18 protein-coding genes and 2 tRNA genes are annotated in these 23,333 nt (G+C 67.1%); 8 read left to right on the top strand and 12 right to left on the bottom strand.

What is annotated here, in order from left to right; translation table 11 throughout:
- Positions 1-5 precede the first annotated feature (5 nt).
- The 9 genes from pepN to IM760_RS11010 form a co-directional block, all read right to left on the bottom strand.
- Complete coding sequence (gene pepN, locus IM760_RS11050) at positions 6-2,639, bottom strand: aminopeptidase N (RefSeq protein WP_204429174.1); 2,634 nt, start codon at positions 2,637-2,639, stop codon at positions 6-8.
- Positions 2,639-2,923, bottom strand: coding sequence for a DUF1315 family protein (locus tag IM760_RS11045; RefSeq protein ID WP_204429173.1), 285 nt, complete (start codon positions 2,921-2,923; stop codon positions 2,639-2,641). The genes pepN and IM760_RS11045 overlap by 1 nt, the downstream gene beginning before the upstream one ends.
- 149 nt (positions 2,924-3,072) lie before the next feature.
- The gene (locus IM760_RS11040) at positions 3,073-3,963 is read right to left on the bottom strand and encodes an NAD(+) kinase (protein WP_204429172.1); all 891 of its coding nucleotides are present in this window, start codon (positions 3,961-3,963) and stop codon (positions 3,073-3,075) included.
- A 46-nt stretch (positions 3,964-4,009) separates the two neighbouring features.
- Positions 4,010-5,080 (bottom strand): cyclic nucleotide-binding domain-containing protein, encoded by a 1,071-nt coding sequence (locus IM760_RS11035; RefSeq protein WP_204429170.1) that lies wholly within the window; start codon positions 5,078-5,080, stop codon positions 4,010-4,012.
- A gap of 156 nt (positions 5,081-5,236) precedes the next feature.
- Positions 5,237-6,610, bottom strand: a complete 1,374-nt coding sequence (locus IM760_RS11030; RefSeq protein WP_204429168.1) for a hypothetical protein — start codon at positions 6,608-6,610, stop codon at positions 5,237-5,239.
- 673 nt (positions 6,611-7,283) lie between these two features.
- Positions 7,284-7,360 (bottom strand) — tRNA-Asp (locus IM760_RS11025).
- A gap of 36 nt (positions 7,361-7,396) precedes the next feature.
- A tRNA-Val gene (locus tag IM760_RS11020) sits at positions 7,397-7,472 on the bottom strand.
- Between the two features lie 87 nt (positions 7,473-7,559).
- Positions 7,560-7,763: a hypothetical protein gene (locus tag IM760_RS11015; protein ID WP_204429166.1), complete on the bottom strand. Its 204-nt coding sequence runs from the start codon at positions 7,761-7,763 to the stop codon at positions 7,560-7,562.
- A complete protein-coding gene (locus IM760_RS11010; RefSeq protein ID WP_204429164.1) occupies positions 7,760-8,350 on the bottom strand; it encodes a TetR/AcrR family transcriptional regulator in 591 nt (196 codons plus the stop codon). The genes IM760_RS11015 and IM760_RS11010 overlap by 4 nt, the downstream gene beginning before the upstream one ends.
- A gap of 133 nt (positions 8,351-8,483) precedes the next feature.
- On the opposite strand from IM760_RS11010, the gene IM760_RS11005 reads away from it, so the two are divergent.
- The 7 genes from IM760_RS11005 to IM760_RS10975 all read left to right on the top strand — a co-directional run bounded on the left by IM760_RS11005 (position 8,484) and on the right by IM760_RS10975 (position 19,207).
- Positions 8,484-10,277 (top strand): acyclic terpene utilization AtuA family protein, encoded by a 1,794-nt coding sequence (locus IM760_RS11005; RefSeq protein WP_204429162.1) that lies wholly within the window; start codon positions 8,484-8,486, stop codon positions 10,275-10,277.
- Positions 10,278-10,378: 101 nt separating this feature from the next.
- On the top strand, positions 10,379-11,248 hold the full coding sequence (locus IM760_RS11000; protein WP_204429161.1) for an SDR family oxidoreductase: 870 nt from the start codon (positions 10,379-10,381) through the stop codon (positions 11,246-11,248).
- Between the two features lie 16 nt (positions 11,249-11,264).
- Positions 11,265-12,875: an acyl-CoA carboxylase subunit beta gene (locus IM760_RS10995; protein ID WP_204429159.1), complete on the top strand. Its 1,611-nt coding sequence runs from the start codon at positions 11,265-11,267 to the stop codon at positions 12,873-12,875.
- A 150-nt stretch (positions 12,876-13,025) separates the two neighbouring features.
- Positions 13,026-14,183, top strand: coding sequence for an acyl-CoA dehydrogenase family protein (locus IM760_RS10990; RefSeq protein WP_204429157.1), 1,158 nt, complete (start codon positions 13,026-13,028; stop codon positions 14,181-14,183).
- Between the two features lie 25 nt (positions 14,184-14,208).
- The gene (locus IM760_RS10985) at positions 14,209-15,024 is read left to right on the top strand and encodes an enoyl-CoA hydratase/isomerase family protein (protein ID WP_204429153.1); all 816 of its coding nucleotides are present in this window, start codon (positions 14,209-14,211) and stop codon (positions 15,022-15,024) included.
- Between the two features lie 50 nt (positions 15,025-15,074).
- On the top strand, positions 15,075-17,042 hold the full coding sequence (locus tag IM760_RS10980) for an acetyl/propionyl/methylcrotonyl-CoA carboxylase subunit alpha (protein WP_204429152.1): 1,968 nt from the start codon (positions 15,075-15,077) through the stop codon (positions 17,040-17,042).
- A gap of 335 nt (positions 17,043-17,377) precedes the next feature.
- Complete coding sequence (locus IM760_RS10975; RefSeq protein ID WP_204429150.1) at positions 17,378-19,207, top strand: long-chain-acyl-CoA synthetase; 1,830 nt, start codon at positions 17,378-17,380, stop codon at positions 19,205-19,207.
- Positions 19,208-19,277: 70 nt separating this feature from the next.
- Here the strand turns inward: IM760_RS10975 and IM760_RS10970 are convergent, their stop codons facing one another.
- Together IM760_RS10970 and IM760_RS10965 are read right to left on the bottom strand one after the other, a co-directional pair.
- On the bottom strand, positions 19,278-20,351 hold the full coding sequence (locus IM760_RS10970; protein WP_204429149.1) for an AI-2E family transporter: 1,074 nt from the start codon (positions 20,349-20,351) through the stop codon (positions 19,278-19,280).
- Positions 20,351-20,605 carry a sulfurtransferase TusA family protein gene (locus IM760_RS10965; protein ID WP_204429141.1) on the bottom strand — a complete coding sequence of 85 codons (255 nt, stop codon included), beginning with the start codon at positions 20,603-20,605 and terminating at the stop codon, positions 20,351-20,353. Before IM760_RS10965 ends, IM760_RS10970 begins: the two co-directional genes overlap by 1 nt.
- Before the next feature lie 66 nt (positions 20,606-20,671).
- Between IM760_RS10965 and IM760_RS10960 the strand changes: the two genes are divergently transcribed.
- Complete coding sequence (locus IM760_RS10960; protein ID WP_239549758.1) at positions 20,672-22,114, top strand: M48 family metalloprotease; 1,443 nt, start codon at positions 20,672-20,674, stop codon at positions 22,112-22,114.
- A gap of 98 nt (positions 22,115-22,212) precedes the next feature.
- On the opposite strand, the gene nadA is transcribed toward IM760_RS10960, so the two are convergent.
- Entirely contained in the window at positions 22,213-23,262 is a 1,050-nt protein-coding gene (nadA, locus tag IM760_RS10955) for a quinolinate synthase NadA (RefSeq protein WP_204429140.1), read from the bottom strand.
- Positions 23,263-23,333: the final 71 nt, after the last annotated feature.

Below are 23,333 nucleotides of genomic sequence, written 5' to 3'. Positions count from 1 at the left end.
CGCCGTCAGGCGTCCAGGATGCGATCCAGCACCTCGGCCAGGTTGGCGGAGGCCCCCGGGCGCAGGTCGCGCAGGGCGTCACCGAGCTGTTGCGCCAGCCCCGGCTCCAGCCGCTTGAGGCGGGCGCCGCCGTTGGCCAGCCGGGCGGCGATCTGCGGGTTGATGCCGTCCAGCTTTTTCAGGGCCCGGGCGAACAGCCGGTAACCGCTCCCGTCCGGGGCATGGAACGCCGAGGGGTTGGCGTTCACCAGGGTGGCGATCACCGCCCGCACCCGGTTGGGCAGGGTCCACTCGAAGGCCGGGTGGGCCAGCAGCGCCTCCGCCCGGTCCACGGTGTCCGCGCCGGGTACCGTGGCCTGGACGCCGAACCATTGGTCCATCACCAGGGGCTCGTCCTTCCAGCGTTCGCCAAACGCCTTGAGGGCGGCGTCGTGGCCGGGCAGCCGATTGTGCACCAGGGCCCGCAGGGCGCCCAGTTCCTCGGTCATGCAGGTGGGCGCCGCCAGGGTGGCGCTGAGATGCGCCACCAGCGGTTCCGGATCCACCTGGCCGGCGCCGGCGGCGGCCGCCAGGTAGCCCAGCGCCACCTGGCGCAGGCGGCGCCGGCCCATGGCCGCGCCGTCGCCCTGGTAGTCGCTTTCCCGGAGCCCCTCGGCCAGCCGCCACCAGGCGTCCGCCAGGGCCTCGCCCAGCGCCGCCCGCAGGCCGCTCACCGCGGCGTGCACCCGCTGCGGGTGCAGCGGCGTATGCCGGTCGCCCACCGCGTTCTCAGTGGGCAGGGTCAACAGCAGCGCCGCCTGGGCCGGGTCCTCGTCGGCGCGGGCGATCACCTGTTCGATCACCGGCGTCAGCCGGGCCACCTGGTCCGCCGGCGTCTCGCCGCCGTCGACCACCCGCGCCAGGGCGGCGAAGTAGAGGCGCTGGGCCGCGTCCCAGCGGCAGAAGCCGTCGCTGTCGTGGGCCAGCAGGGTGTTGAGCTGGCGTTCGTCGAAGTCGTAACGCAGGGACACCGGCGCCGAAAAACCCCGCAGCAGCGACGGCGTGGGCCGGGCCGGGACCGGGAAGGCGCGGGTCTCACGGGCCTCGCGCAGGATCACCACGGTTTCCGTGCGGCCCTGGTCGTCCAGCGGCAGGGCCCGGCCCTCGCCGTCCAGCAGCGCCAGCTTCACCGGCACCATCAGCGGCGCCTTGTCCGGCTGGCCGGGGGTGGGCGGCGTGTGCTGCTCGAAGGTGAGCCGGTACTCGCCGTCCACATACTCGTCCTCGACGGTGAGCACCGGCGTGCCGGCCTGGGCGTACCAGCGCTTGAATTGCGCCAGATCGAGACCGGAGACCTGCTCCATGCAGGCCACGAAGTCGTCGCAGGTGACCGCCTGGCCGTCGAACCGCTCGAAGTACAGGTCGGTGGCCCGGCGGAAGTCCTCGGCGCCCAGCAACTGGCTCTGCATGCGCACGATCTCGGCGCCTTTCTCGTACACCGTCAGGGTGTAGAAGTTGTCGATCTTCTGGTACTCGGCGGGCCGCACCGGGTGCGCCATGGGGCCCTGGTCCTCCGGGAACTGGTGATTGACCAGGAAATCCACGTTTTCCACCCGCACCACCGCCCGGGAGTTCATGTCCGAGGAGAATTCCTGGTCCCGGAACACGGTGAAGCCTTCCTTGAGGCTGAGCTGGAACCAGTCCCGGCAGGTCACCCGGTTGCCGCTCCAGTTGTGGAAGTATTCGTGGGCCACCACCGACTCCACGCGCTCGAAACCGGCGTCGGTGGTGGTGGCCGGGTGGGCCAGCACGCAGGAGGTGTTGAAAATGTTGAGGCCCTTGTTCTCCATGGCGCCCATATTGAAATGGCTCACCGCCACGATCTGGAAGATGTCCAGGTCGTACTCACGGCCGAACACCTTCTCGTCCCAGGCCATGGAGCGTTTCAGCGAATCCATGGCGTGGTCCAGCTTGTCCAGATCGCGGTGCTCGGCGTACAGACGCAGGGCCACGTCGCGGCCGGAGGCGGTGGTGAAGGTGTCCGCCAGGCAGGCCAGATCACCGGCCACCAGGGCGAACAGATAACAGGGCTTGGGAAAGGGGTCCTCCCAGGTGGCGAAGTGGCGGCCGTCCGCCTCGTCGCCGGCGTCCACCGGGTTGCCGTTGGACAGCAGCAGCGGGTAGGCGCCCTTGTCCGCGTGGATGGTGGTGGTGAAGCGGCTGAGCACGTCCGGCCGGTCCGGGAAGAAGGTGATGCGGCGGAAACCCTCCGCCTCGCACTGGGTGCAGTACATGCCGTTGGAGCGGTACAGGCCTTCCAGGGCGGTGTTCTTCTCCGGCTCGATACGCACCTCGGTGGTCAGCGAGAACGCCTCCGGCACACCGGGAATGATCAGTCGCGGGCCGTCCAGGCGATAGTCGTCGCCGGGGGCCAGCTCGCGGCCGTCCAGCACCACCGAGCGCAGGTCCAGGTGATCGCCGTCCAGCACCAGCTCGTCGGGGCGGTCGGCCCGGGCCGGGTTGCGCTCCAGCTTCAGGTGGGCGGTGACCCGGGTCTCGCCGTCACGCAGGTCCACGTCCAGGCGGGTATCGGGCACCAGAAACGCCGGCGGCTGGTAGTCCGCCAGGCGGGTGACCGGGTTGGGTTGTCCATCTCTCATCAGTGCTCTCCTTTCCGGCCGGCCGGGCGCAGGGAGACCGGCTGCTCGGACGTTTCGGCGTCGTCCTGGCTCTTGCAATGGCTGGGCACGTAGCCGGTGCGCTCTTCCTCCGGCAGGTTGCGCGCCTCCCAGGCGATCACCGCCTGCAGGCAAAGCTGACGCTGCTCGTCGCTGACCTGGCGACCGTCCGGCCAGCGGCCGGTTTCCACCGCGGTACGCATGTTGTGCCAGACCTCCAGGGTCATGGCATCGATCATCTGGTCAAAGGAAGGGGCGGAAGACATCGCGGATACCTGTCGAAAACGGTGCGTTATGGATGGGGGTAAGGATACAGGATGCAAGGGCCCGCGGCTTGCGCGCCGGCCCGATCGCGGCTGAAGCCGCTCCTACGACTTTGCTCCGGTGTGGGAGCGATTTCAGTCGCGATGGGGGTTCAGTGGCCGTCGCCCGGGCGCGTGCTCCAGCCCAGCTTGGAGCGGCAGGCCTGGTAGAAGTCGTGGCCCGGCGGGTGGATGAGCTGCAGCCGATGGGGTTTCTTGCGGATGGCGATGACGTCGTCCACCTTGAGGCGGACGCCGGCGGTGCCGTCGCAACTGACCAGCGGGTTCACCTTCTCGGTGGTGATCTTGATCTTGATCTCGCTGTCGCCGTCCACCACCAGCGGGCGGCTGGTCAGGGTGTGCGGGTTGAGCGGCACCATCACCATGGCGTTGAGGCGCGGGTGCATGATCGGGCCGCCGCCGGACAGGGCGTAGGCGGTGGAACCGGTGGGGGTGGACACGATCAGGCCGTCGGAGCGCTGGGCGTAAACGAAGTGCCCGTCGATATTGAGCTCGAAATCGATCATGTGCACGCTGTCACCGGACAGCAGCACCACGTCGTTGAGGGCGCTGCCCTGCCCCATCACGGTCTTGCCCCGGCGCACCTCCATGTCGAGCAGGAAGCGCCGCTCGGTGGTGTAGTCGCCGTCCAGCACCTGCCCCACCCGGGATTCGATTTCCGAGGGCAGGATATCGGTGAGAAAGCCCAGGTGGCCCCGGTTGATGCCCAGCACCGGAATGTCGTAGCGGGCCAGGGCCCGGGCGGCGCCCAGCAGGCTGCCGTCACCACCGATCACGATCACCAGGTCGCAGCTGTCGCCCATCTGCGCGGCACTGGCGGCCTGCAGCCCCATTTCCGGCAGGCTGTCGGCGATGCCCTTCTCCAGGATCACGGTGCAATCCCGGCCATGCAGAAAATGGATCAGCTGGCGCATGGAGTACAGCGCCTGTTCGCTTTCCGAGCGGGCGATCAGCCCGATCAGGCGGAATTTCTCTTGGGTCACGTTCCGGGGCCTGTTGCCAGCGCCGGCCCCGGCGGTGCGGGAACGGCTATTCGGTGAGGTATTCGTGCAGGGTATCAGTATTGGCGTTCAGGCCGCCATCCAGCACGAACACGTCCAGACCGGCGTTTTTTAACAAAAATGCCGCCGTGGCGCTACGCCGGCCGGTGTCGCAGTAGGCCACATAGGCCCGGCCCGGGTCGAGCAGCCGGGATTTCAGGCGCAGGGCGCCCAGCGGCATGTTGGCGGCGGCGGCCAGGTGCTGCTGATCGAACTCATCGCCGGTGCGCACGTCCAGCCAGCGGCCGCCGGCGGCGATGCGGGCGCGCGCCTCCCCGGCGCTGACCGTGTGCACCACCGGCTCGCGCAGCAGGGCGTCGAAGTCCTGGCGGTCCAGGCGCATCAGCACGCCGTCGGTGGCCATGGAGACGGTGGCGTTGCGGGGCTTGCCGGAAAGCAGCGCCTCCTCGCCGAACCACTGGCCCTCCTCCAGCATCGCCACCGGGGTGGGCGCGTTGCCGTCACCCAGGGCGATGGCCACCTCGCACACGCCTTCCTTGATGATGTAGCAGCAGTCCGCCTCTTCGCCCTGGCGGATAATGGCCTCGCCCTCCTTGCAGCGGCGGGCGTGCAGGCGCCGGAAAATCTCCAGAATGTTGGTGGGCGGCACCCGGTGGAACAGGTTCGACTTGAGCAGCCGGATCATCCATTCCCGGTCGTGCTGGTAGGCGGCGTTGGCGTTGATGTCGAGAATCACGTAACCGGCGGACTGGTCCCAGGACAGGATGGTGTCCAGGCGGAAGCTGTCGAAGCGCACCACGCTCACCTCGGTGAGTGCCCGGCAATCGTCGCGACGGGGCTGGAAATGGCCGAGCGGGTGCCAGGAGGCGCCGTCGCCGGCGCTCACCACGCTGCGTTCGCCGCGCTCGCTGAACAGCTCCACCTGGCCGCTGAGCAGGTAGATGGTGGTGTTGTCCCGGTCGCCCTGACGGAACAGGATGTCGCCGGCTTCGTAGCGGCGCACCTCCTGCTGATCGAGCAGCCAGTCGAGCTGATCGCCGGACAGGGCGTTCACCGGCACGAAAGTCTGCAGCAGGCGCTTGTCGATGGATTGGGCCATGACCACCCCTTCCCCTCTGTTTCAAAGGCTGTTTTCGGATTCTTTTTCGATACGCTTCACCGCGTACCCTGCAAAAAACTTACCAATCCCTCACGGCGGACTCGCGGGCGGCTCTTGCCGAAACCGCAGAACCCCTTACCGAAACCGCAAAACCCCTTACCGAAACCGCAAAACATTGTCGATGGACGAGTCCGAGCGGCAATGCGGGCACCGGTTGGAGTTGCAATCGGACACGCCGGGCTTGAACTGGTTGGGCACGTCCACGCGGATCACCCGCTTGCCGCACGGGGTCTGCTCCGGCCCCACCGGAACCTGACACACCGGGTTCTCGTAGTGCGCCAGCCAGGCCCGGTAATGGTCCTCGGTGACCAGGCACTTGCGCGCGGCGAACGCCTGGGGGTTGTTCATGTAATCGGCGATCTGGTCGGCACCCACCGACACATGGCCGGCGCCGGGATGGAAGGCGATAAAGCTGAGACCCAGGTCTTCCAGCTTATCCAGCATCTGGCGGGCACCGGAGTGAGCCACCTGCAGATGGTCCCGCTTGAGCGCGGCGATCTCGGCGCGCAGCTGTCCAATCACCTCGTCGCGGTTCAGCACGTCCATTTCGCGGCTGTGGATCTCGCCGGCCAGCCGGGCGCGCTCCTCGTCCAGGCGCTGCTCCAGATTGAGGTTGTACTGTTCGGCGAGGCGCTCCAGCCGGCTGCCCTGCTCGGCGTCGCGGCCGGCCTGTTCCTCCAGGCTGCGCGCCTGTTCCTCCAGACTGCTCCGCAGGGCCTCGGCCTGGGCCTTGAGCGAGTCGTTCTGCTCGCGCAGGGCGGTGTTCTGGGATTTCAGGGTCTTGAACTGGGTGAGCACTTTTTCCAGCTGGGCGCTGAGGATTTCCTCCTTCTGCTGGCGGGCGTAGCGCAACTGCGCCAGCGCTTCCTTGTGCCCGGTCTCCAGGGTATGGATACGCAGCCGCAGTTCCTTGATGGTCCGCGCCAGACGCACCCGCTCCGGGTCGCCCTCCTCGCGCACCGGCCGGACCGTGGGGACCTCGCCGGCCAGGGTCGGCACCTCGCCGTCCGGCGGCAGATCCTCGTCCACTTCCAGGCCCATCTTGGCGCCGCGGCGGCGCAGCAGATCCCGGGCCGCCACGAAGTCGTTGGCGCCGGGTTTCATGGAGGGGTCCCAGAGCTGGTCCTGGTGCCAGGCCACCGGGCACTGGCTGCGGCACGCCAGACGGATCGGTCCGGCGCCCATATCCGGCCCGGGCCCGCCGTGTTCGGCCAGGTGCCGCAAGGGCATATTCCAGGTGTGATCGGCCATGCCGTCGGCATCGAAATCAATCAGAAACAGCACCAGGGCCTTGACCTTCAGGCGTCCGTTGACCACGCAGTAGGCGCCACGCATTTCGCGGCCGGCGTATTCAGGCACCCCCACCATGCCGTCGAGGATCGCTTCGAAATCGGCGAACAGCATGCTTTTGCCGATGCCGTCCCGCTCGAAAAACAGAATCGCTTCGGAAGTGACGGACGAGCCCCCCATAACGCCTTCCCTTTCCCTGTTGTCGGTTGCCGTTTTTTATTGGAAGAAGTGACGCCCGATGTCACTCCCTGCCGATTTCGGTCAGTCCCCTGTTCGGCGCTCCCCCTTCTGGCGGGGGGCGGGTCCGCCACGGCCGGGTCGGTTCGAACGGCGTTGCGGATGGGCGCAGCATAGACAGCGCCGGGCCGGCAAAACAAGGAAGCGGATCACCAAACGCAAAGCGCGTGGCGGCGCCGGGGGGCGCGGCGGCGGTTCGGTGGAGGTCGGTTCAGGAACGGGGTGGGGAGAAGGGTGAAGCGGAGGGGAAAATCAGAGGCGACGGGGGCAGGAGCTCACAGCTCCACGCCGTCGTCGCACAGGTCGTCGTCCAGTTCATCGAGGCTTTCCAGCCACAGCTTCTCTTCGATTTGGTCTTCCAGATATTCGTCCATGGTGGGACTCCTTTTCTTTCTCTTTCACTGTTTCTTTTTCATCCGTTACTCGCCGGGGATTCTAAAAGCGGGCTCGTGACGGTTTGATGAACACGGCCGTTCCACTGGCCGCTTGGGGTTTTAGAGGGGGCGGGGGGCGAAGAGTTCCCGGCGGGCACCGGACAAACAAAAAGCGCCGGCTGAGACAGCCGGCGCCAAAATCACTGCAAAATGTCTATCAAGGAGAAAAGATCATGAAGAAGTGGCGGAGCGGACGGGACTCGAACCCGCGACCCCCGGCGTGACAGGCCGGTATTCTAACCAACTGAACTACCGCTCCGACTCTCCCCGCGGGCCTGGGCCCGACTTGGGAAACTGGTGGGTGGTGACGGGATCGAACCGCCGACCCTCTGCTTGTAAGGCAGATGCTCTCCCAGCTGAGCTAACCACCCTCTGGGCTTCGCGTTGCGAAGTGGGCGCCATTTTAGGGATTGGGCCCCGGGTGTCAACGGCTTTTTTACCCCGCGGACACCGTTCGTTCATAAATTGCCCGGACCGCCCTCTTCCCGCCCGTCGATAAAGGCTTTGGCGGCCTCCAGGCTGGCGAAGCGGCCCGGCAGCGGCCGGCCGTCGGGGCCGGCCACCAGATAATGGCTCACGCGCAGCTGCCAGGTATCCCGGTCCAGCTCGCCCTCCTCCATGATGGTGTAGCCATTGCCCCAGGCGAAGCCGTTGCCGATCATGACTCGCCCACCACCCGCTCGAGAATGAGGGTGGCCAGGTCGTCCACCGACAGCCGGCGGTTGGTGCTGAACCAGTTCGGCGTCCAGCCGATCATGCCGGTGAGCAGCCGCCGCAGGATGAACGGGTCGGCCCGGAAGGCGCCCTGCTCGTGCAGCCGCTCCAGCACATCCAGCCAAAGGCGCTCGTAGACATCGCGCAGGGCCAGCGCCCGGCGCTGGTTGTCCTCGCTGAGGCAGCGCCACTCCTGAACCATCACCGTCATCGCTTCGCGGGTATCGCCCACGGTGGCGGTGAGCTCCGCGCTGATCAGATGACGCAGCTGCTCCCGGGGCGTGTCGGCGGCGGCCACCGCCTGGCGCAGCCGCTCGGTATTGAAGCGGATGACTTCCTCCATCACCGAGTAGAGGATGTCCTCCTTGCTCTTGAAGTGATGAAAGATGGAGCCGCTCTGGATGCCCACCGCGGCGGCGATGTCGCGCACCGTGGTGCGGTCGAAGCCCTTCTCGCGGAACAGCTGGGCGGCGGCGCTCAGCAGGCGCCCGCGGGGCGAATCGTCGATACCGTGAATGGACGGGTTGTCGGGCATGGTGGGGGCTCCTTACTCAGGGGCGCATTAAATCGCCGCGTCCAACCGGCTGCAAGCGCGGCGCTTGCCAAACCAAGCGCTTGCTTGGTAGCTTACGGAAACATCCGAACCACGGCAATCAGGATCCTTTTCCATGACCGAACCCGTTCGCATCGGCTGCGCCGCCGGCTTCTGGGGCGACACCAACAGTGCCGCCTTTCAATTGGTGCGCCAGGGGGACATCGACTATCTGGTGTTCGACTATCTGGCGGAGGTCACGCTCTCGATCATGGCCGGGGCCCGCATGAAGGACCCGAACGCCGGCTACGCCCACGATTTCGTGGATCAGGTCATGGCCCCCCTGGCCCGGGATATCCGCGACCGGAAGATCAAGGTGATCAGCAACGCCGGCGGGGTCAATCCGCGGGCCTGCCGCGACGCCCTGCGCAAGGTGTTCGAGGCCGCCGGCGTGGACCTGAAAATCGCCCTGGTGGAAGGCGACGATCTGAACGGCCGGCGCGACCAGTTCGCCGCCTGCAAGGAGCTGGACAGCGGCGCGCCGCTGCCGCCCCTGACCGTGACCATGAACGCCTACCTGGGGGCGCTGCCGATCAAGGCGGCCCTGGACGCCGGCGCCGACCTGGTGCTGACCGGACGCATCGCCGATTCCGCCCTGGCCCTGGGGCCGCTGATGCACGAATTCCAATGGGCCGACGACGATTACGACAAGCTCGCCCAGGGCTCCCTGTGCGGCCATGTGATCGAATGCGGCGCCCAGTGCACCGGCGGTAACTTCACCGACTGGCGCCAGGTGCCGGATTTCCACGACATGGGTTTCCCGATCGCCGAGTGCCACGCCGACGGCAGCTTCGTGGTCACCAAACCGCCGGGCACCGGCGGCCTGGTCACCCGGGCCACGGTGGGCGAACAGGTGTTGTACGAAATCGGGGACCCCCGTGCCTATATTCTTCCCGACGTGGTGTGCGACTTCACCGGCGTGACCCTGGAGCAGGACGGCGACAACCGGGTGCGCGTGAGCGGCGCCCGCGGCCGGCCGCCCACCGACACCTACAAGGTGTCCGCCACCTGGCCCGACGGCCAGCGCATCACCGTGTCGTTCCTGATGGCCGGGCTGGACGCCCCCGCCAAGGGCCGGGTGGTGGCCGAGGCGATCCTGCGCAAAACCGGTCGCCTGTTCGAACAGCTGGGGCTGGCCCCGTTCCGTGATACCAGCGTGGAAATTCTCGGCAGCGAAGCCACCTACGGCGCCCACGCCCGCCGGGAGGACACCCGCGAGGTGGTGGTGAAAATCGCCGCCCTGCACGATGACCGCAAGGCGCTGGGCCTGTTTGCCCGGGAAATCGCCCAGGCCGCCACCGGCATGGCGCCGGGCCTGTCCGGGCTGGTCGGCGGCCGGCCCAAGCCGGTGCCGCGCATCCGCCTGTTCTCCACCCTGGTGCCGAAGGTGGACGTGACCGCCACCGTGGACCTGGAAGGAAAGCCGGTGGAGGTGGGCGTGCCGGTGGGCGAACCGCTGGACCCCACCACCCTGCCCTTCAGCCAGGGCACCGACACCGCCGGCGGCCCGGTCAGCGTGCCGCTGGTGAAGCTGGCCTGGGCGCGCTCCGGCGACAAGGGCGACCACGCCAACATCGGCGTGATGGCGCGCCGCCCGGAATACGTGCCCTACCTGCGCGCCGCGCTCAGCGACGGCGCCGTGGCCGACTACATGCAGCATGTGCTGGATCCGCAGACCGGCAGCGTCAGCCATTGGGAACTGCCCGGCTTCCAGGCCTTCAACTTTCTGCTGCGCCATGCCCTGGGCGGCGGCGGCATCGCCAGCCTGCGCATCGACCCCCAGGGCAAGGCGTTCGCCCAGCAGTTGCTGGACTTTCCGGTTCCGGTGAGCGAAGAGATCGCCCAAGAGGTCGAGAAAAATACGCAGTAGTGGTAGGAGCGGCTTCAGCCGCGATCAGGCGCTTGATCGCGGCTGAAGCCGCTCCTACAGCGAACGCCACCCAACGAACGATTGCAGTGAGGATATTCCGAATGCCCTATCGCTCCGTGTTTCACCCGGACCTGTTCGCCGACAAAACCGTGATCGTCACCGGCGGCGGCTCCGGCATCGGCCGCTGCACCGCCCATGAGCTGGCGGCGCTGGGCGCCCGGGTGGTGCTGATCGGCCGCAAGCCGGAAAAACTGCAGGCGGTGGCCGACGAAATCCGCGAGGACACCGGCCGCGAGGCGCTGCCCTTCGCCTGCGACATCCGCGACGAAGAGACGGTGCGCGACACCGTGGCCGCCGTCTATCAGGCGGTGGGCCGGGTGGACGGCCTGGTCAACAACGCCGGCGGCCAGTTCCCCTCGCCGGTGGCGTTGATCAGCCAGAAAGGCTGGGAAACGGTGATCCGCACCAACCTGACCGGCGGTTTCCTGATGGCCCGGGAAGTGTTCACCCAGGGCATGAATCAGAGCGGCGGCAGCATCGTCAACATCGTCGCCGACATGTGGGGTGGCATGCCCGGCATGGGCCATTCCGGCGCCGCCCGCGCCGGCATGGACAACTTCACCAAGACCGCCGCCCTGGAATGGGCCTGCTGTGGCGTGCGCGTGAACGCGGTGGCGCCGGGCTGGATCGCTTCGTCCGGCATGGACACCTATCCGGAAAGCATGCAGCGCACCATCAAGACCCTGCGCGACGCGGTACCGCTGAAACGCCTGGGCCTGGAAGCGGAAGTGTCCTCGGCGATCTGCTTTTTGCTTTGCGAAGGGGCCGCCTTTATCAGCGGCGATACGCTGCGCATCGACGGCGCCGCCAGCCAGGGCAACGTGGCCATGTTCCCGCTGCCCGACCATCGCAATTCGCGGCCCTACGACGGCTTCCACCGGGCCGTGACGCCCGCCGTGCTGAAAGACTGAACCACAAGGACACGCCATGACCGTGCTCGACTCCGTCCTCGATCCCAACGGCGAGGCCTATCAACAGAACCGCGCCGCCCTGCTGCGCGCGGTGGACGAGTTCCGCGCCATCGAACAGGCGGTGGTGGACACCGCCGAGGGCAAGCGGGAAAAGTTCGAGAAACGCGGCCAGCTGTTGCCCCATGAACGGGTGGCCCGGCTGCTGGACGCGGGCTCGCCCTTCCTCAGCCTGATGAATCTGGCCGGCTACAAGATGCACGACGACAAGGACGGCACCGAAGCCGGCGGCGGCACCATCGCCGGCATCGGCTATGTGTGCGGTGTACGCTGCCTGGTCACCGCCTCCAACTCCGCCATCAAGGGCGGCACGGTGACGCCGTCGGGGCTGCACAAAACCCTGCGTCTGCAGAAGATCGCCCTGGAAAACCGGCTGCCCATGGTGAGCCTGGTGGAATCCGGCGGCGCCAACCTGAACTACGCGTCGGAAGTGTTCGTGGAAGGGGCGCGCACCTTCGCCAACCAGGCGCGCCTGTCCGCCGCCGGGGTGCCGCAGATCACCGTGGTGCACGGCAACGCCACCGCCGGCGGCGCCTATCAGCCGGGCCTGTCGGACTATGTGGTGCTGGTACGCAACCGCGCCAAGATGTTCCTGGCCGGGCCGCCGCTGCTGAAAGCCGCCACCGGGGAAATCGCCGGCGATGAGGAACTGGGCGGCGCGGAAATGCACACCGGCCAGGCCGGTACCGCCGAGTACCTGGCCGAGAACGACGCGGACGGCATCCGCCACGCCCGTGACATCATGAAGAAACTGGGGCTCAGGGACACCCCCGCGCCCGCCGGCGACTGGAAGCCACCTCGCCACGACGCCGAGGAACTGCTGGGGGTGGTGCCCGCCGATCCCAGAAAGCCCTATGACGTGCGCGAGATCATCGCGCGCATCGCCGACGACTCGGACTTTCTCGATTTCAAGAACGACTGGGACGCCGCCACCCTGTGCGGCTGGATCGATATCGAAGGCCGCACCATCGGCGTGCTCGGCAACAACGGCCCGATCACCCCGCGCGGCGCCGCCAAGGCCGCCCAGTTCATTCAACTCTGCGACCAGACCGGCCGTCCGCTGCTGTTCCTGCACAACACCACCGGCTTCATGGTGGGCACCGACGCGGAACAGAACGGCGTCATCAAGCATGGCTCGAAAATGATCCAGGCGGTGGCCAACGCCCGGGTGCCCAAGGTGTCGATTCTGGTGGGCGGCTCCTACGGCGCCGGCAACTACGCCATGTGCGGCCGCGGGCTGGATCCGCGCTTTATCTTCGCCTGGCCCAACAGCCGGGTGGCGGTGATGGGCGGCCAGCAGGCCGGCATGGTGCTGCGCATCGTCGCCGAGGCCAAACAGAAAGCCAACGGCCTGGAACCGGACGAAAAGGTACTGGATATGCTGCAGCAAAGCACCGCCCAGAAACTGGACGCCCAATCCACCGCCCTCTACGCCACCGCGCGGCTGTGGGACGACGGCATCATCGACCCCCGCGACACCCGGAAAGTCCTCGCCTATGTGTTGGACATCTTCCGGCAGGCGGAGGAAAGGGACCTGCGCGCCAATACATTTGGCGTGGCGAGGCTATAAAAGCAGTTGAAAGTTGAAAGTTAAAAGGGCGGCTTCGTCGCCGCCGACGACAGGGCCTCTTGGCGGAGCCGCCCTTTTAACTTTTAACTTTCAACTCGCCGGACAAAAACGAAACGTTTTTAACGAACGCGAGAACCCAGGAGCAAACCCATGCTGTTTACCCAGGAACATGAAGAGCTGCGCCGCACGGTGCGCAATTTTGTCGAGAAAGAGATCAACCCCTACGTGCCGGAGTGGGAAGCGGCGGGCCGGTTTCCGATCCACGAGGTGTTCAAGAAGATGGGCGATCTGGGGCTGCTGGGCGTTACCAAGCCGGAGGAATACGGCGGCATGGGCCTCGACTATTCCTACGGCCTGATCGTGGCCGAGGAGATCGGCGGCGCGGCGTGCGGGGGCGTGCCCCTGTCCATCGGCGTGCAGACCGACATGGCCACGCCGGCCCTGGCCCGGTTCGGCTCCGACGAACTCAAGCGCGACTATCTGGCGCCGGCCATCGCCGGGGACATGGTGGCCTCCATCGCGGTGTCCGAACCCCATGCCGGTTCCGACGTGGCCAACATCAAGACCCACGCCAAAAAGGACGGCGACGACTACGTGATCAACGGCACCAAGATGTGGATCACCAACTCTCCCAGCGCCGACTTTTTCTGTCTGCTGGCCAATACCTCCGACGACAAACCGCACATCAACAAATCCCTGATCATCGTGCCCAAGGACGCGGCCGGCATCACCGTGGACAAGCCGCTCAACAAGCTGGGCATGCGCAGCTCGGAAACCGCCCAGGTGTTCTTCGACGATGTGCGCGTGCCGCGCGGCAACCTGATCGGCCAGGAAGGCATGGGCTTCATGATGCAGATGATGCAATTCCAGGAGGAGCGGCTGTGGGGCGCCGCCAACGCGCTCAAGGGCTGCGACAACCTGATCCACGACACCATCGAGTACGCCCGCGCCCGCCCGGTGTTCGGCATGTCCCTGCTCGACAACCAGTCGGTGCATTTCAAGCTGGCGGAACTGCAGACCGAGGTGGAACTGCTGCGCGCCCTGGTGTGGCAGGCCTGCGAGACCTATGTGAACGGCGGCGACGTACTGCGTCTGGCCTCCATGGCCAAGCTCAAGGCCGGCCGCCTGCTGCGCGAGGTCGCCGACGGCTGCATGCAGTACTGGGGCGGCAACGGCTTTATGTGGGACAACCCGGCCAGCCAGCTCTACCGCGACGGCCGCCTGGCCTCCATCGGCGGCGGCGCCGACGAGGTGATGCTGGGCATCATCTGCAAGACCATGGGCATTCTGCCGGGCAAAAAGAAATAAAGAAGTTGATCGAGTGAGAACGCCAATGAAGCTACCCGAAACCCAAGCCATCACCCTGACCCAGGACGGTGGCGTCCTCCACGTCACCCTGAACCGACCGGAGGCGCGCAACGCCATGAGTCTGGCCATGGTGGAAGAATTGATGGCCACCTTCGAGGCGGTGGAGAGCGACGCCGGCGTGCGCGCGCTGGTGTTGCGCGGTAGCGGTGGCCACTTCTGCGCCGGCGGCGACATCAAGGACATGGCCGGGGCCCGTCAGAAAGCCGCCGAGGGCGACCGCGAGGCGTTCTTCCGGCTCAACCGACGCTTCGGCGAAATGATCACCCGCGCCAACAGGCTGCCGGCGGTGCTGATCACCGTGCTGGAAGGGGCGGTGATGGGCGGCGGCTTCGGCCTGGCCTGCGTGTCCGACGTGGCGCTGGCCGCCGGCGATGCCCGCTTCGCCCTGCCGGAAACCGGCCTGGGCGTGATTCCGGCGCAGATCGCCCCGTTCGTGGTGCAACGGCTGGGGCTCACCCAGGCGCGCCGTCTGGCGCTCACCGGCGCCCGCTTCGACGGTCACCGGGCGCTGGCCCTGGGGCTGGTCCACGAGGTGGCGGATTCCGCCGAGGAGCTGGACAAAAAACTGGCCGAACTGCTCACCCAGGTAGGCCGCTGCGCGCCGGGCGCCAACCGCGCCACCAAGGCCCTGGTGCTGGACGTGGGCCAGGTGCCCATGGCCGAACTGCTGGACCGGGCCGCCCGGGAATTCGCCGACGCGGTCAACGGCGACGAGGGCCAGGAAGGCACCCTGGCCTTCGTGCAGAAGCGGGCGCCGTCCTGGGCCGGTGATCGCGACTGAAGTCGCGATAAGGACGCGCCACGGCAGGAACAACCAACAAGGAATCACCGATGAGCTTTGAAAAGATTCTGATCGCCAACCGGGGCGAGATCGCCTGCCGGGTGATCGCCTCGGCGCAATCCCTGGGCTATCGCACCGTGGCGGTGTTCTCCGAGGCGGACGCCGGGGCCCGGCACGTGTCCCTGGCCGACGAAGCGGTGTGCATCGGCCCGGCCACGGCGGCGCACTCCTACCTGAACAGCGAGGCGCTGCTGGACGCTTGCCGGCGCAGCGGCGCGGACGCGGTGCATCCGGGCTACGGCTTTCTGTCCGAGAACGCGGACTTCGCCGAGGCCTGCGCCGCCGCCGGCGTCACCTTTATCGGCCCGCCGCCGGCGGCGATCCGCCTGATGGGATCCAAGCGCCTGTCCAAGATCGCCATGCAGGAGGCGGGCGTGCCCTGCGTGCCCGGCTACCAGGGCGAGGCCCAGGACGACGACACCCTGATCCGCGAGGCGGAGCGGGTCGGTCTGCCGCTGATGATCAAGGCCAGCGCCGGCGGCGGCGGCCGTGGCATGCGCGTGGTCACCGACGCCGCCGACATCCCGGCGCAGCTGAAAAGCGCCCGCCAGGAAGCGAAAAGCAGCTTCGGCAACGACGAGCTGATTCTGGAGCGGGCGGTGGTCAATCCCCGCCACGTGGAGATTCAGGTGTTCGGCGATCACCACGGCCAGGTGATCCACCTGGGCGAGCGGGACTGCTCGGTGCAGCGCCGTCACCAGAAGGTGGTGGAGGAAGCGCCCTCCCCGGCGGTGGACGAGGCCCTGCGCGCGCGCATGGGCGAGGCGGCGGTAAACGCCGCCCGGGCCTGCGATTACGTGGGCGCCGGCACGGTGGAATTCCTGCTCGCCGACAACGGCGACTTTTTCTTCCTGGAGATGAACACCCGCCTGCAGGTGGAGCACCCGGTCACCGAGCTGGTCACCGGCCAGGACCTGGTGGCCTGGCAGCTGCGGGTGGCCGCCGGGGCGCCCCTGCCGCTGACCCAGGAACAGGTGACCCTCTCCGGCCATGCCATGGAAGTGCGCCTCTACGCCGAGGACCCGGCCCGGCATTACCTGCCGCAAACCGGCACCGTGGCACGCTGGCGCCCGGCCTCCGGCGACGGCGTGCGCGTGGACCACGGCCTGGTGGACGGCGCCGAGGTGGGCAGCCACTACGACCCCATGCTGGCCAAGATCATTGCCTTCGGCGCCAGCCGCGACGAGGCCCGCCGCCGTCTGATCCGGGCGGTGGAGGACACCGAGCTGATGGGGCTGGACGACAACCGTCGCTTCCTGGCGGCGATTCTGCGCCACCCCCGCTTCGCGGACGGCCAGGCCACCACCGCCTTTATCGGCGGCGACTTCGCCGACGACCCGGCCCTGCGGCCGCTGGCGCCACCGAACGCCCTCTGGGGCCTGGCCGCCCTGCTGCTCGCCCGGACCGGCTCGTCCGGGCGCGCCGACGGCGCCGGCCGGCAGCGCGGCTACGACGGCTGGCATTCCAGCGGCCTGGGCGCCCAGCCCCTGGTGCTGGCCGCCGGCGAGGAGGAACGCACCCTCTATCTGACCCCCTCCGGCCTGCGCGACGGCCCGGCGCTGACCCTGGACCGGGTGGACGCGGACGGCGGCCTGGTGGCCACCCTGGACGGGGTACGCCGGCATTACCGCTGGTGGCGGGACGGCGAGCAGCTGTGGCTGCAGGACGGTGCCCTGCGCGTGGTTTTCGAGGATCGCACCCACCGCGCCGGCGCCGGCGCGGACGGCCCCGGATCCGGCCGTATCCAGGCGCCCATGGACGGCGCGCTCACCGAGGTGACCGTGGCGACGGGGGACAGGGTCACCCGCGGCCAAGTTATCGCGGTACTGGAAGCGATGAAAATGGAGCACTCTCTGAGCGCGGATTGCGACGGTGTGGTGGAGGCGGTGAACGCCACCGCCGGCGACCAGGTGCGCCGTCAACAGGTGCTGGTCACCGTGACGCCCGACGCCCCGTGAACGGCGGCGCCGGGTGGAGGCCCAATGGGACGGGCGATGGACGGCAGCCGGATGGACCTGTCACCGGATGACAAGCGGCGGTGTCCCCAAGGCGGGACCATGGTGCCAGAGTGTGCTTCAATAGCCCCGGCTTCGGTGCGACTCGCGGGTCGCGCTCGGGGCCTGGGTTTGCTTGCTGGTATACGAAACGGGCGTTAAGGTATCCCCGCTTTCCGAATCCGGCGGGCACCGCTTTTGAGACGTTTTTTTGGCGACCCGTTTCGACGACCGGGGCCGCCGACCCGAGCTCCCGGCGCGACCCGGGCATTCCAAGAACACGGATTAATGGAGATCCCATGAGCAACGCCGACGTGATTACGTTGCCCAAGCTGCTGTCCAAGGTGCCCGAGGTGATCGGCAATCTGCCCGGTCTCATCAAGGGTTCCAAGATGAGTAAGAACACCGACGCCAATACCCCGCTGGGGCTGGGGGTGGCCTTCGAGCACGCCACCGCGCAGAACCCCAACGGCGTCGCCATTCTCTACGAGGACCGGGAACTCACCTACAAGCAATTCAACGCCTGGGCCAACCGCATCGCCGACTACCTGGCCTCCATCGGCCTGAAAAAAGGCGACACCGTGGCGGTGGACATCGAGAACCGCCCGGAACTGCTGGCCACCGTGCTGGGCTGCGCCAAGCTGGGTGTGTGCGCGGCGCTGCTGAACACCTCCCAGAAAGGCAAGGTGCTGGTGCACAGCGTCAATCTGGTGGAACCCAAGGCGGTGATCGCCGGCGAGGAGCTGGTGGCCACTATCCAGGAAATCCGCGACGACCTGGACCTAAAGAAAAACTTCTTCTACTTCGCCGACCAGGACACCCTGGCGGACCCGGGCACCGCCCCGGAAGGCTTCGCCAACCTCGCCACCGAGATCAAGGACTGCTCCAGCGAGAACCCGGCCACCACCCACCAGACCTTCCTGCACGATCCGCTGTTCTATATCTATACCTCCGGCACCACCGGCCTGCCCAAGGCGGTGGTGTTCAAGCATGGCCGCTGGGAAAAGGCCTACGGCGCCTTCGGTTTCTCCGCGGTGCGCCTGGGCAAGGACGACCGCCTCTACTGCACCCTGCCCTTCTACCATGCCACCGGCATGGTGATCTGCTGGGCCTCGGTGATCGCCGGCCACGGCGGCCTGGCGGTGGCGCGCAAGTTCTCCGCCAGCCGCTTCTGGGACGACGTGCGCAAGCACAACTGCACCGCCTTCGGCTACGTGGGCGAGCTTTGCCGCTACCTGCACGAGCAGCCGGAGAAGCCGGACGACGCCAACAACCCGGTCAAGGTGATCGTCGGTAACGGTCTGCGTCCGAGCATCTGGAAGAACTTCAAGAGCCGCTTCGGCATCGAGCGCGTGGTGGAGCTGTACGCCTCCTCCGAGGGCAACGTGGCCTTCACCAACGTGTTCAACTTCGACAACACCGTGGGCTTCTCCCCGGTCAGCTACGCCATCGTCAAGTACGACAAGGAAGCGGACGAGCCGGTGCGGGACAAGAACGGCCACATGATCAAGGTGAGCAAGGGCGAATCCGGCCTGATGCTCGGCGAGATCACCGACAAGACCCCGTTCGACGGCTACACCGATCCGGACAAGACCGAAAAGGCCATCTTCCGCGACGTGTTCAAGAAGGGCGACGCCTGGTTCAACACCGGCGACATGATGCGCGACATCGGTTTCCGCCACGCCCAGTTCGTGGACCGCCTGGGCGACACCTTCCGCTGGAAAGGCGAGAACGTGTCCACCACGGAAGTGGAGCAGATCCTGGACGGCACCGCTCCGGTGGTGGAATCGGTGGTCTATGGGGTGGAAATCCCGGGCACCAACGGCCGCGCCGGCATGGCGGAGTTGCGCCTCAACCAGCCCCACGGCGAGGTGGACTGGGCCGGCCTGACCGCCGAGGTGCAGCGCGAACTGCCTCCCTACGCGGTGCCGGTGTTCCTGCGCATCACCGACCACGGCGTGGAAACCACGGGCACCTTCAAGCACCAGAAGAACAAGCTCAAGGAAGAGAAATACGATCTGGAGAAGGTGGACGACCCGGTCTATGTGCTGCTGCCCGGTGAGAGCGCTTATCAACCGCTCACCCCGGAAATCCAGCAGGGCATCGACGGCGGTCAGTACCGCTTCTGACGCCGTATATCGCGGCTAAAGCCGCTCCTACAACGACCACCCTGTAGGAGCTGCTTCAGCCGCGATCCCCCTACCCCACCGGTTCCGCCGGCAACGGCCGGCGCGGCCAGGCGTTGATCACCGCCTTGAGCAGCGTGGCCAGCGGAATGGCGAAGAACACCCCCCACAGCCCCCACACCCCACCGAAGAACAGAATGGCGGTGATGATCGCCACCGGGTGCAGATTGACCGCCTCGGAGAACAGCAACGGCACCAGAATATTGCCGTCGATGAACTGGATCACCCCGTAGACCACCATCACCAGGGCGAAATCGCCGCTCCAGCCGAACTGCAGGTAGGCCACCGCCGCCACCGGCAGGGTGACGATGGTGGCGCCGATATAGGGAATCAGCACCGAAAAGCCCACCAGCACCGCCAGCAGCACCGTATAGTTGAGCCCCAGGAACAGAAACGCCAGGAAGGTGGTGGCGCCCACCAGCAGAATTTCCACCGCCTTGCCGCGCACGTAGTTGGCGATCTGCTGATCCATTTCGTCCCACACATGGGACAGGATGCGCCGCCGCTGCGGCAGGAACCCCAGTACCCAGCCCACCAGCAGCCGGCGATCCTTGAGAAAGAAGAACACCAGCACCGGCACCAGCACCAGAAACACCAGAATATCCAGCAGGTTGGGAATCGATGACAGGGACAGGGTCAGCACCGACTGACCGAACTGGGCCATCTCCCGCTGGGTAATGTTGACCAGGGTGTTGACCTGCTCCATGGAGACCATCTCCGGGTAGCGCTCCGGCAGCGCCCTCAGCCAGGTCTCCGCGTTGTGCACGATGTAGGGCAACTGGTCGCGCACCAGCAGCACCGTCTGCCGCCACACCATCGGCAGCACCACCACCAGCACCATGGTCAGGGCGGCCAGGAACAGCAAAAACACCAGGTTCACCGACAGCCCCGGCGGCAGGCCCAGGCGGTTGAGCTGGGTCACCAGCCCCTGCATCAGATAGGCCAGCACCAGGGCGGTGAGCACCGGCGCCAGCATGCCGCCGAACAGCACCACCACGGCGAAGCCCGCCAGCAGCACCACCAGCAGGTAGACCGCCTCGTCATCGGAAAACCAGGTGTTGAACCAGCCTTTGAACACGTCCAGCATCAGCGTCCCCGCTCCGGCCCCTGGCCTTCCTCGCCACGGCGGATCAGAAACCGGTACTCGCGGTCGTCATCCTGCCGGCGAACCAGCTCATGGGGAGATTGTCGAAGGTATTCGGGAATGTCCCGGGCCGACCCCGCGTCGGTGGCCGCCACTTCCAGCAAGGCACCGGGCGCCAGGCCCCGCAGTGCCTGGCGGGTCTTCAGCAGCGGCAGCGGGCAGTTCAGGCCGCGGGCGTCCAAAAATGTTGTGTCCATGGTGTGATCCTTGCGCCAGGGCGGTCATTATAAAGTACTGGTCAATATAGTTCAGAGGAGTTCGCTTTGATCGCCGTCACCCGCCTGACACTGTTGTTCCTGCTGTGCCTGTTGTCGGCGGCGGGCCAGGCGCAATCCGCCAGCGACCTGCCGGAGCTGGGCGACCCCACCGTGGCGGTCATGTCCCCGGACCAGGAACACCGCCTGGGCCGCGCCTGGCTGCGCCAGCTGCGGGGCCAGACGCCGATCATGGACGATGCCCTGGTGCAGGAGTACGTGGAAAGCCTGGTCTACCGGCTGGCCTCCTACAGCGACCTGAACGAACCGGACCTGGACATCGTGGTGATCAACAGCAGCGCCATCAATGCCTTCGCGGTGCCCGGCGGCGTCATCGGCCTCAACGCCGGTCTGTTTCTCAACGCTCATTCCGAGGACGAAGTGGCCGGGGTGGTCGCCCACGAGATCGCCCACGTCAGCCAGCGTCACTTCGCCCGCCGCTACCTGGACTCCAAGCGCCGCGGCCCGGCGGTGCTGGCCGCCATGCTGGCCAGCATCGCCCTGGCGGTGGCCGGCGCCGGCGACGCCGGCATGGCCGGCATGGCCGCCACCCAGGCGGCCTCGATCCAGTCCCAGTTGGCCTATTCCCGACAGAATGAATACGAGGCCGACCGGGTCGGCATGCAGACCCTGGCCAACGCCGGCATGGACCCCACCGCCATGCCCCGTTTCTTCGAGCGCATGCTGGAACAGCAGCGCTTTGCCGGCGACCCGCCGGAGTTTCTGCTCACCCACCCCCTCACCGAGGAACGGGTGGCGGATTCCCGCGCCCGGGCGCGCAACCTGCCCCACCCGGACACCGCCCCCAGCCTGCCGTTCGAACTGGTGCGCGCGCGGGTGCAGGCCCGCTACTTTGAAACCCCGGAACGGGCCCGCCAGTATTTCCAGGAACGGCTCAAGGAAGTGAACGGGCTGGAGGCACGGGCCGCCCGCTACGGCCTGGCGCTCACCGAACTGCGCGCCGACCGCTACGACGCCGCCCGCCAGCGCTTCAACGATCTGATCGCCGATGGGGACGGCTTCCAGCCCTGGTACCAGCTGGGGCTGATGGAGGTGGACCTGGATCAGGGTCGCTATCCGGAGGTGATCGAGCGGGGCCGCCGGGTGCTCGATATCAATCCCCGGGACTACGCCAGTTCCCTGCTGATGAGCCGCGCCTACCTGCTCTCCAAGCAGCCGGAGAAAGCCCTGCCGTTGCTGGAACCGCTGGTGCTGGCGCGCCCCGGCGATCCGGGCGTGTGGTCCCTGGCCGCCGACGCCTGGGGCAACACCGGCGACCAGGCCCGCGCCCACCGGGCCCGGGCCGAGGTGCTGTTCCTGCGCGGTCAGGACGACCAGGCGCTGCGGCAGATGGAGTTCGCTCTCAAGGAAGCCGGCGACCAGTTCGCCCTGCGCAGCAAACTGGGGGCCCGCCGGGACGAAATGGAGCGGCTTTCGAAGGAGGAGTTCTAGCTGGAAAAGCGGGTCATGGCTGAAGTGACCGTATCGCGACTGAAGTCGCTCCTACGAGGTCGACGGATGTTGTAGGAGCGACTTTAGTCGCGATCAGCCTATTTTTTCAGGCGGGCGCCGAAGTCGAGCATGCGATCCAGGGGCTTCATGGCTTTTTCCGCCAGGGTCGGGTCGACGAAGATTTCCTGGCCGCAGCCGTTGTCGTCTTCCAGCACCGCCAGGGTGTTTTCCAGGCCGTTCATGGCCATCCACGGGCAGTGGGCGCAGCTGCGGCACTGGGCGCCGCTGCCGCCGGTGGGCGCTTCCACGAAGGTCTTGTGCGGCGCCAGCTGCTGCATCTTGTAGAAGATGCCCTTGTCGGTGGCGACGATAAAGCGCTGATTGTCCATCTCGATGGCGGCCTTGATCAGCTGCGAGGTGGACCCCACCACGTCGGCGATCTCCACCACCGCCGCCGGCGATTCCGGGTGCACCAGCACCGCCGCGCCCGGGTGGGCGGCTTTCAGGTCGAGCAGGCCCTGGGCCTTGAATTCCTCATGGACGATGCAGGCACCGTCCCAGCACAGCACGTCGGCGCCGGTTTTGGCGCGCACATAGCTGCCCAGGTGTTTGTCCGGGGCCCACAGGATCTTTTCGCCGCGCTGGTCCAGGTACTCGATCAGTTCCACCGCGATGGACGAGGTCACCACCCAGTCGGCGCGGGCTTTCACCGCCGCCGAGGTGTTGGCGTAGACCACCACGGTGCGGTCCGGATGCTGGTCGCAGAAGGCGGCGAACTGATCTTCCGGGCAGCCGATGTCCAGGGAACAGGTGGCTTCCAGGGTGGGCATGAACACCCGCTTCTCGGGACTGAGAATCTTGGCGGTCTCGCCCATGAAACGCACGCCGGCGACGATCAGGGTGCTGGCCGGGTGGTCGCGGCCGAAGCGGGCCATTTCCAGGGAATCGGCCACGCAGCCGCCGGTTTCCTCGGCCAGGGCCTGAATCTCGGGGTCGGTGTAATAGTGCGCCACCATCACGGCGTCGCGCTGCTGTAACCGTTCCTTAATGCGACGGCGGTACAGTGCGCGTTGATCGTCGGTGAGTTCGGGCTGGTCCCCGGTGCCCGCCAGATGGGCGCGCACGATCTCTTGAGCCTGTGCAGTCATACGGCATTACCGCCCCGGGTAAGGGGCTTTATTCTGGGTCTTGGGACACCGCCGGCGGGGTGACCACCGGG

The sequence above is a fragment of the Alloalcanivorax marinus genome, from assembly GCF_016906305.1.
Taxonomy (GTDB): domain Bacteria; phylum Pseudomonadota; class Gammaproteobacteria; order Pseudomonadales; family Alcanivoracaceae; genus Alloalcanivorax; species Alloalcanivorax marinus.
Note: the sequence above shows the minus strand (reverse complement) of the source record. Positions and strands in the feature narration are given on the sequence as shown.

Excerpts from the sequence above, each read along its gene's own strand:
- pepN (WP_204429174.1), bottom strand. The coding sequence starts at position 2,639 with ATGAGAGATGGACAACCCAACCCGGTCACCCGCCTGGCGGACTACCAG.
- IM760_RS11045 (WP_204429173.1), bottom strand. The coding sequence starts at position 2,923 with ATGTCTTCCGCCCCTTCCTTTGACCAGATGATCGATGCCATGACCCTG.
- IM760_RS11035 (WP_204429170.1), bottom strand. The coding sequence starts at position 5,080 with ATGGCCCAATCCATCGACAAGCGCCTGCTGCAGACTTTCGTGCCGGTG.
- IM760_RS11030 (WP_204429168.1), bottom strand. The coding sequence starts at position 6,610 with ATGGGGGGCTCGTCCGTCACTTCCGAAGCGATTCTGTTTTTCGAGCGG.
- IM760_RS11015 (WP_204429166.1), bottom strand. The coding sequence starts at position 7,763 with ATGATCGGCAACGGCTTCGCCTGGGGCAATGGCTACACCATCATGGAG.
- IM760_RS11010 (WP_204429164.1), bottom strand. The coding sequence starts at position 8,350 with ATGCCCGACAACCCGTCCATTCACGGTATCGACGATTCGCCCCGCGGG.
- IM760_RS11005 (WP_204429162.1), top strand. The coding sequence starts at position 8,484 with ATGACCGAACCCGTTCGCATCGGCTGCGCCGCCGGCTTCTGGGGCGAC.
- IM760_RS11000 (WP_204429161.1), top strand. The coding sequence starts at position 10,379 with ATGCCCTATCGCTCCGTGTTTCACCCGGACCTGTTCGCCGACAAAACC.
- IM760_RS10995 (WP_204429159.1), top strand. The coding sequence starts at position 11,265 with ATGACCGTGCTCGACTCCGTCCTCGATCCCAACGGCGAGGCCTATCAA.
- IM760_RS10990 (WP_204429157.1), top strand. The coding sequence starts at position 13,026 with ATGCTGTTTACCCAGGAACATGAAGAGCTGCGCCGCACGGTGCGCAAT.
- IM760_RS10985 (WP_204429153.1), top strand. The coding sequence starts at position 14,209 with ATGAAGCTACCCGAAACCCAAGCCATCACCCTGACCCAGGACGGTGGC.
- IM760_RS10980 (WP_204429152.1), top strand. The coding sequence starts at position 15,075 with ATGAGCTTTGAAAAGATTCTGATCGCCAACCGGGGCGAGATCGCCTGC.
- IM760_RS10975 (WP_204429150.1), top strand. The coding sequence starts at position 17,378 with ATGAGCAACGCCGACGTGATTACGTTGCCCAAGCTGCTGTCCAAGGTG.
- IM760_RS10970 (WP_204429149.1), bottom strand. The coding sequence starts at position 20,351 with ATGCTGGACGTGTTCAAAGGCTGGTTCAACACCTGGTTTTCCGATGAC.
- IM760_RS10965 (WP_204429141.1), bottom strand. The coding sequence starts at position 20,605 with ATGGACACAACATTTTTGGACGCCCGCGGCCTGAACTGCCCGCTGCCG.
- nadA (WP_204429140.1), bottom strand. The coding sequence starts at position 23,262 with ATGACTGCACAGGCTCAAGAGATCGTGCGCGCCCATCTGGCGGGCACC.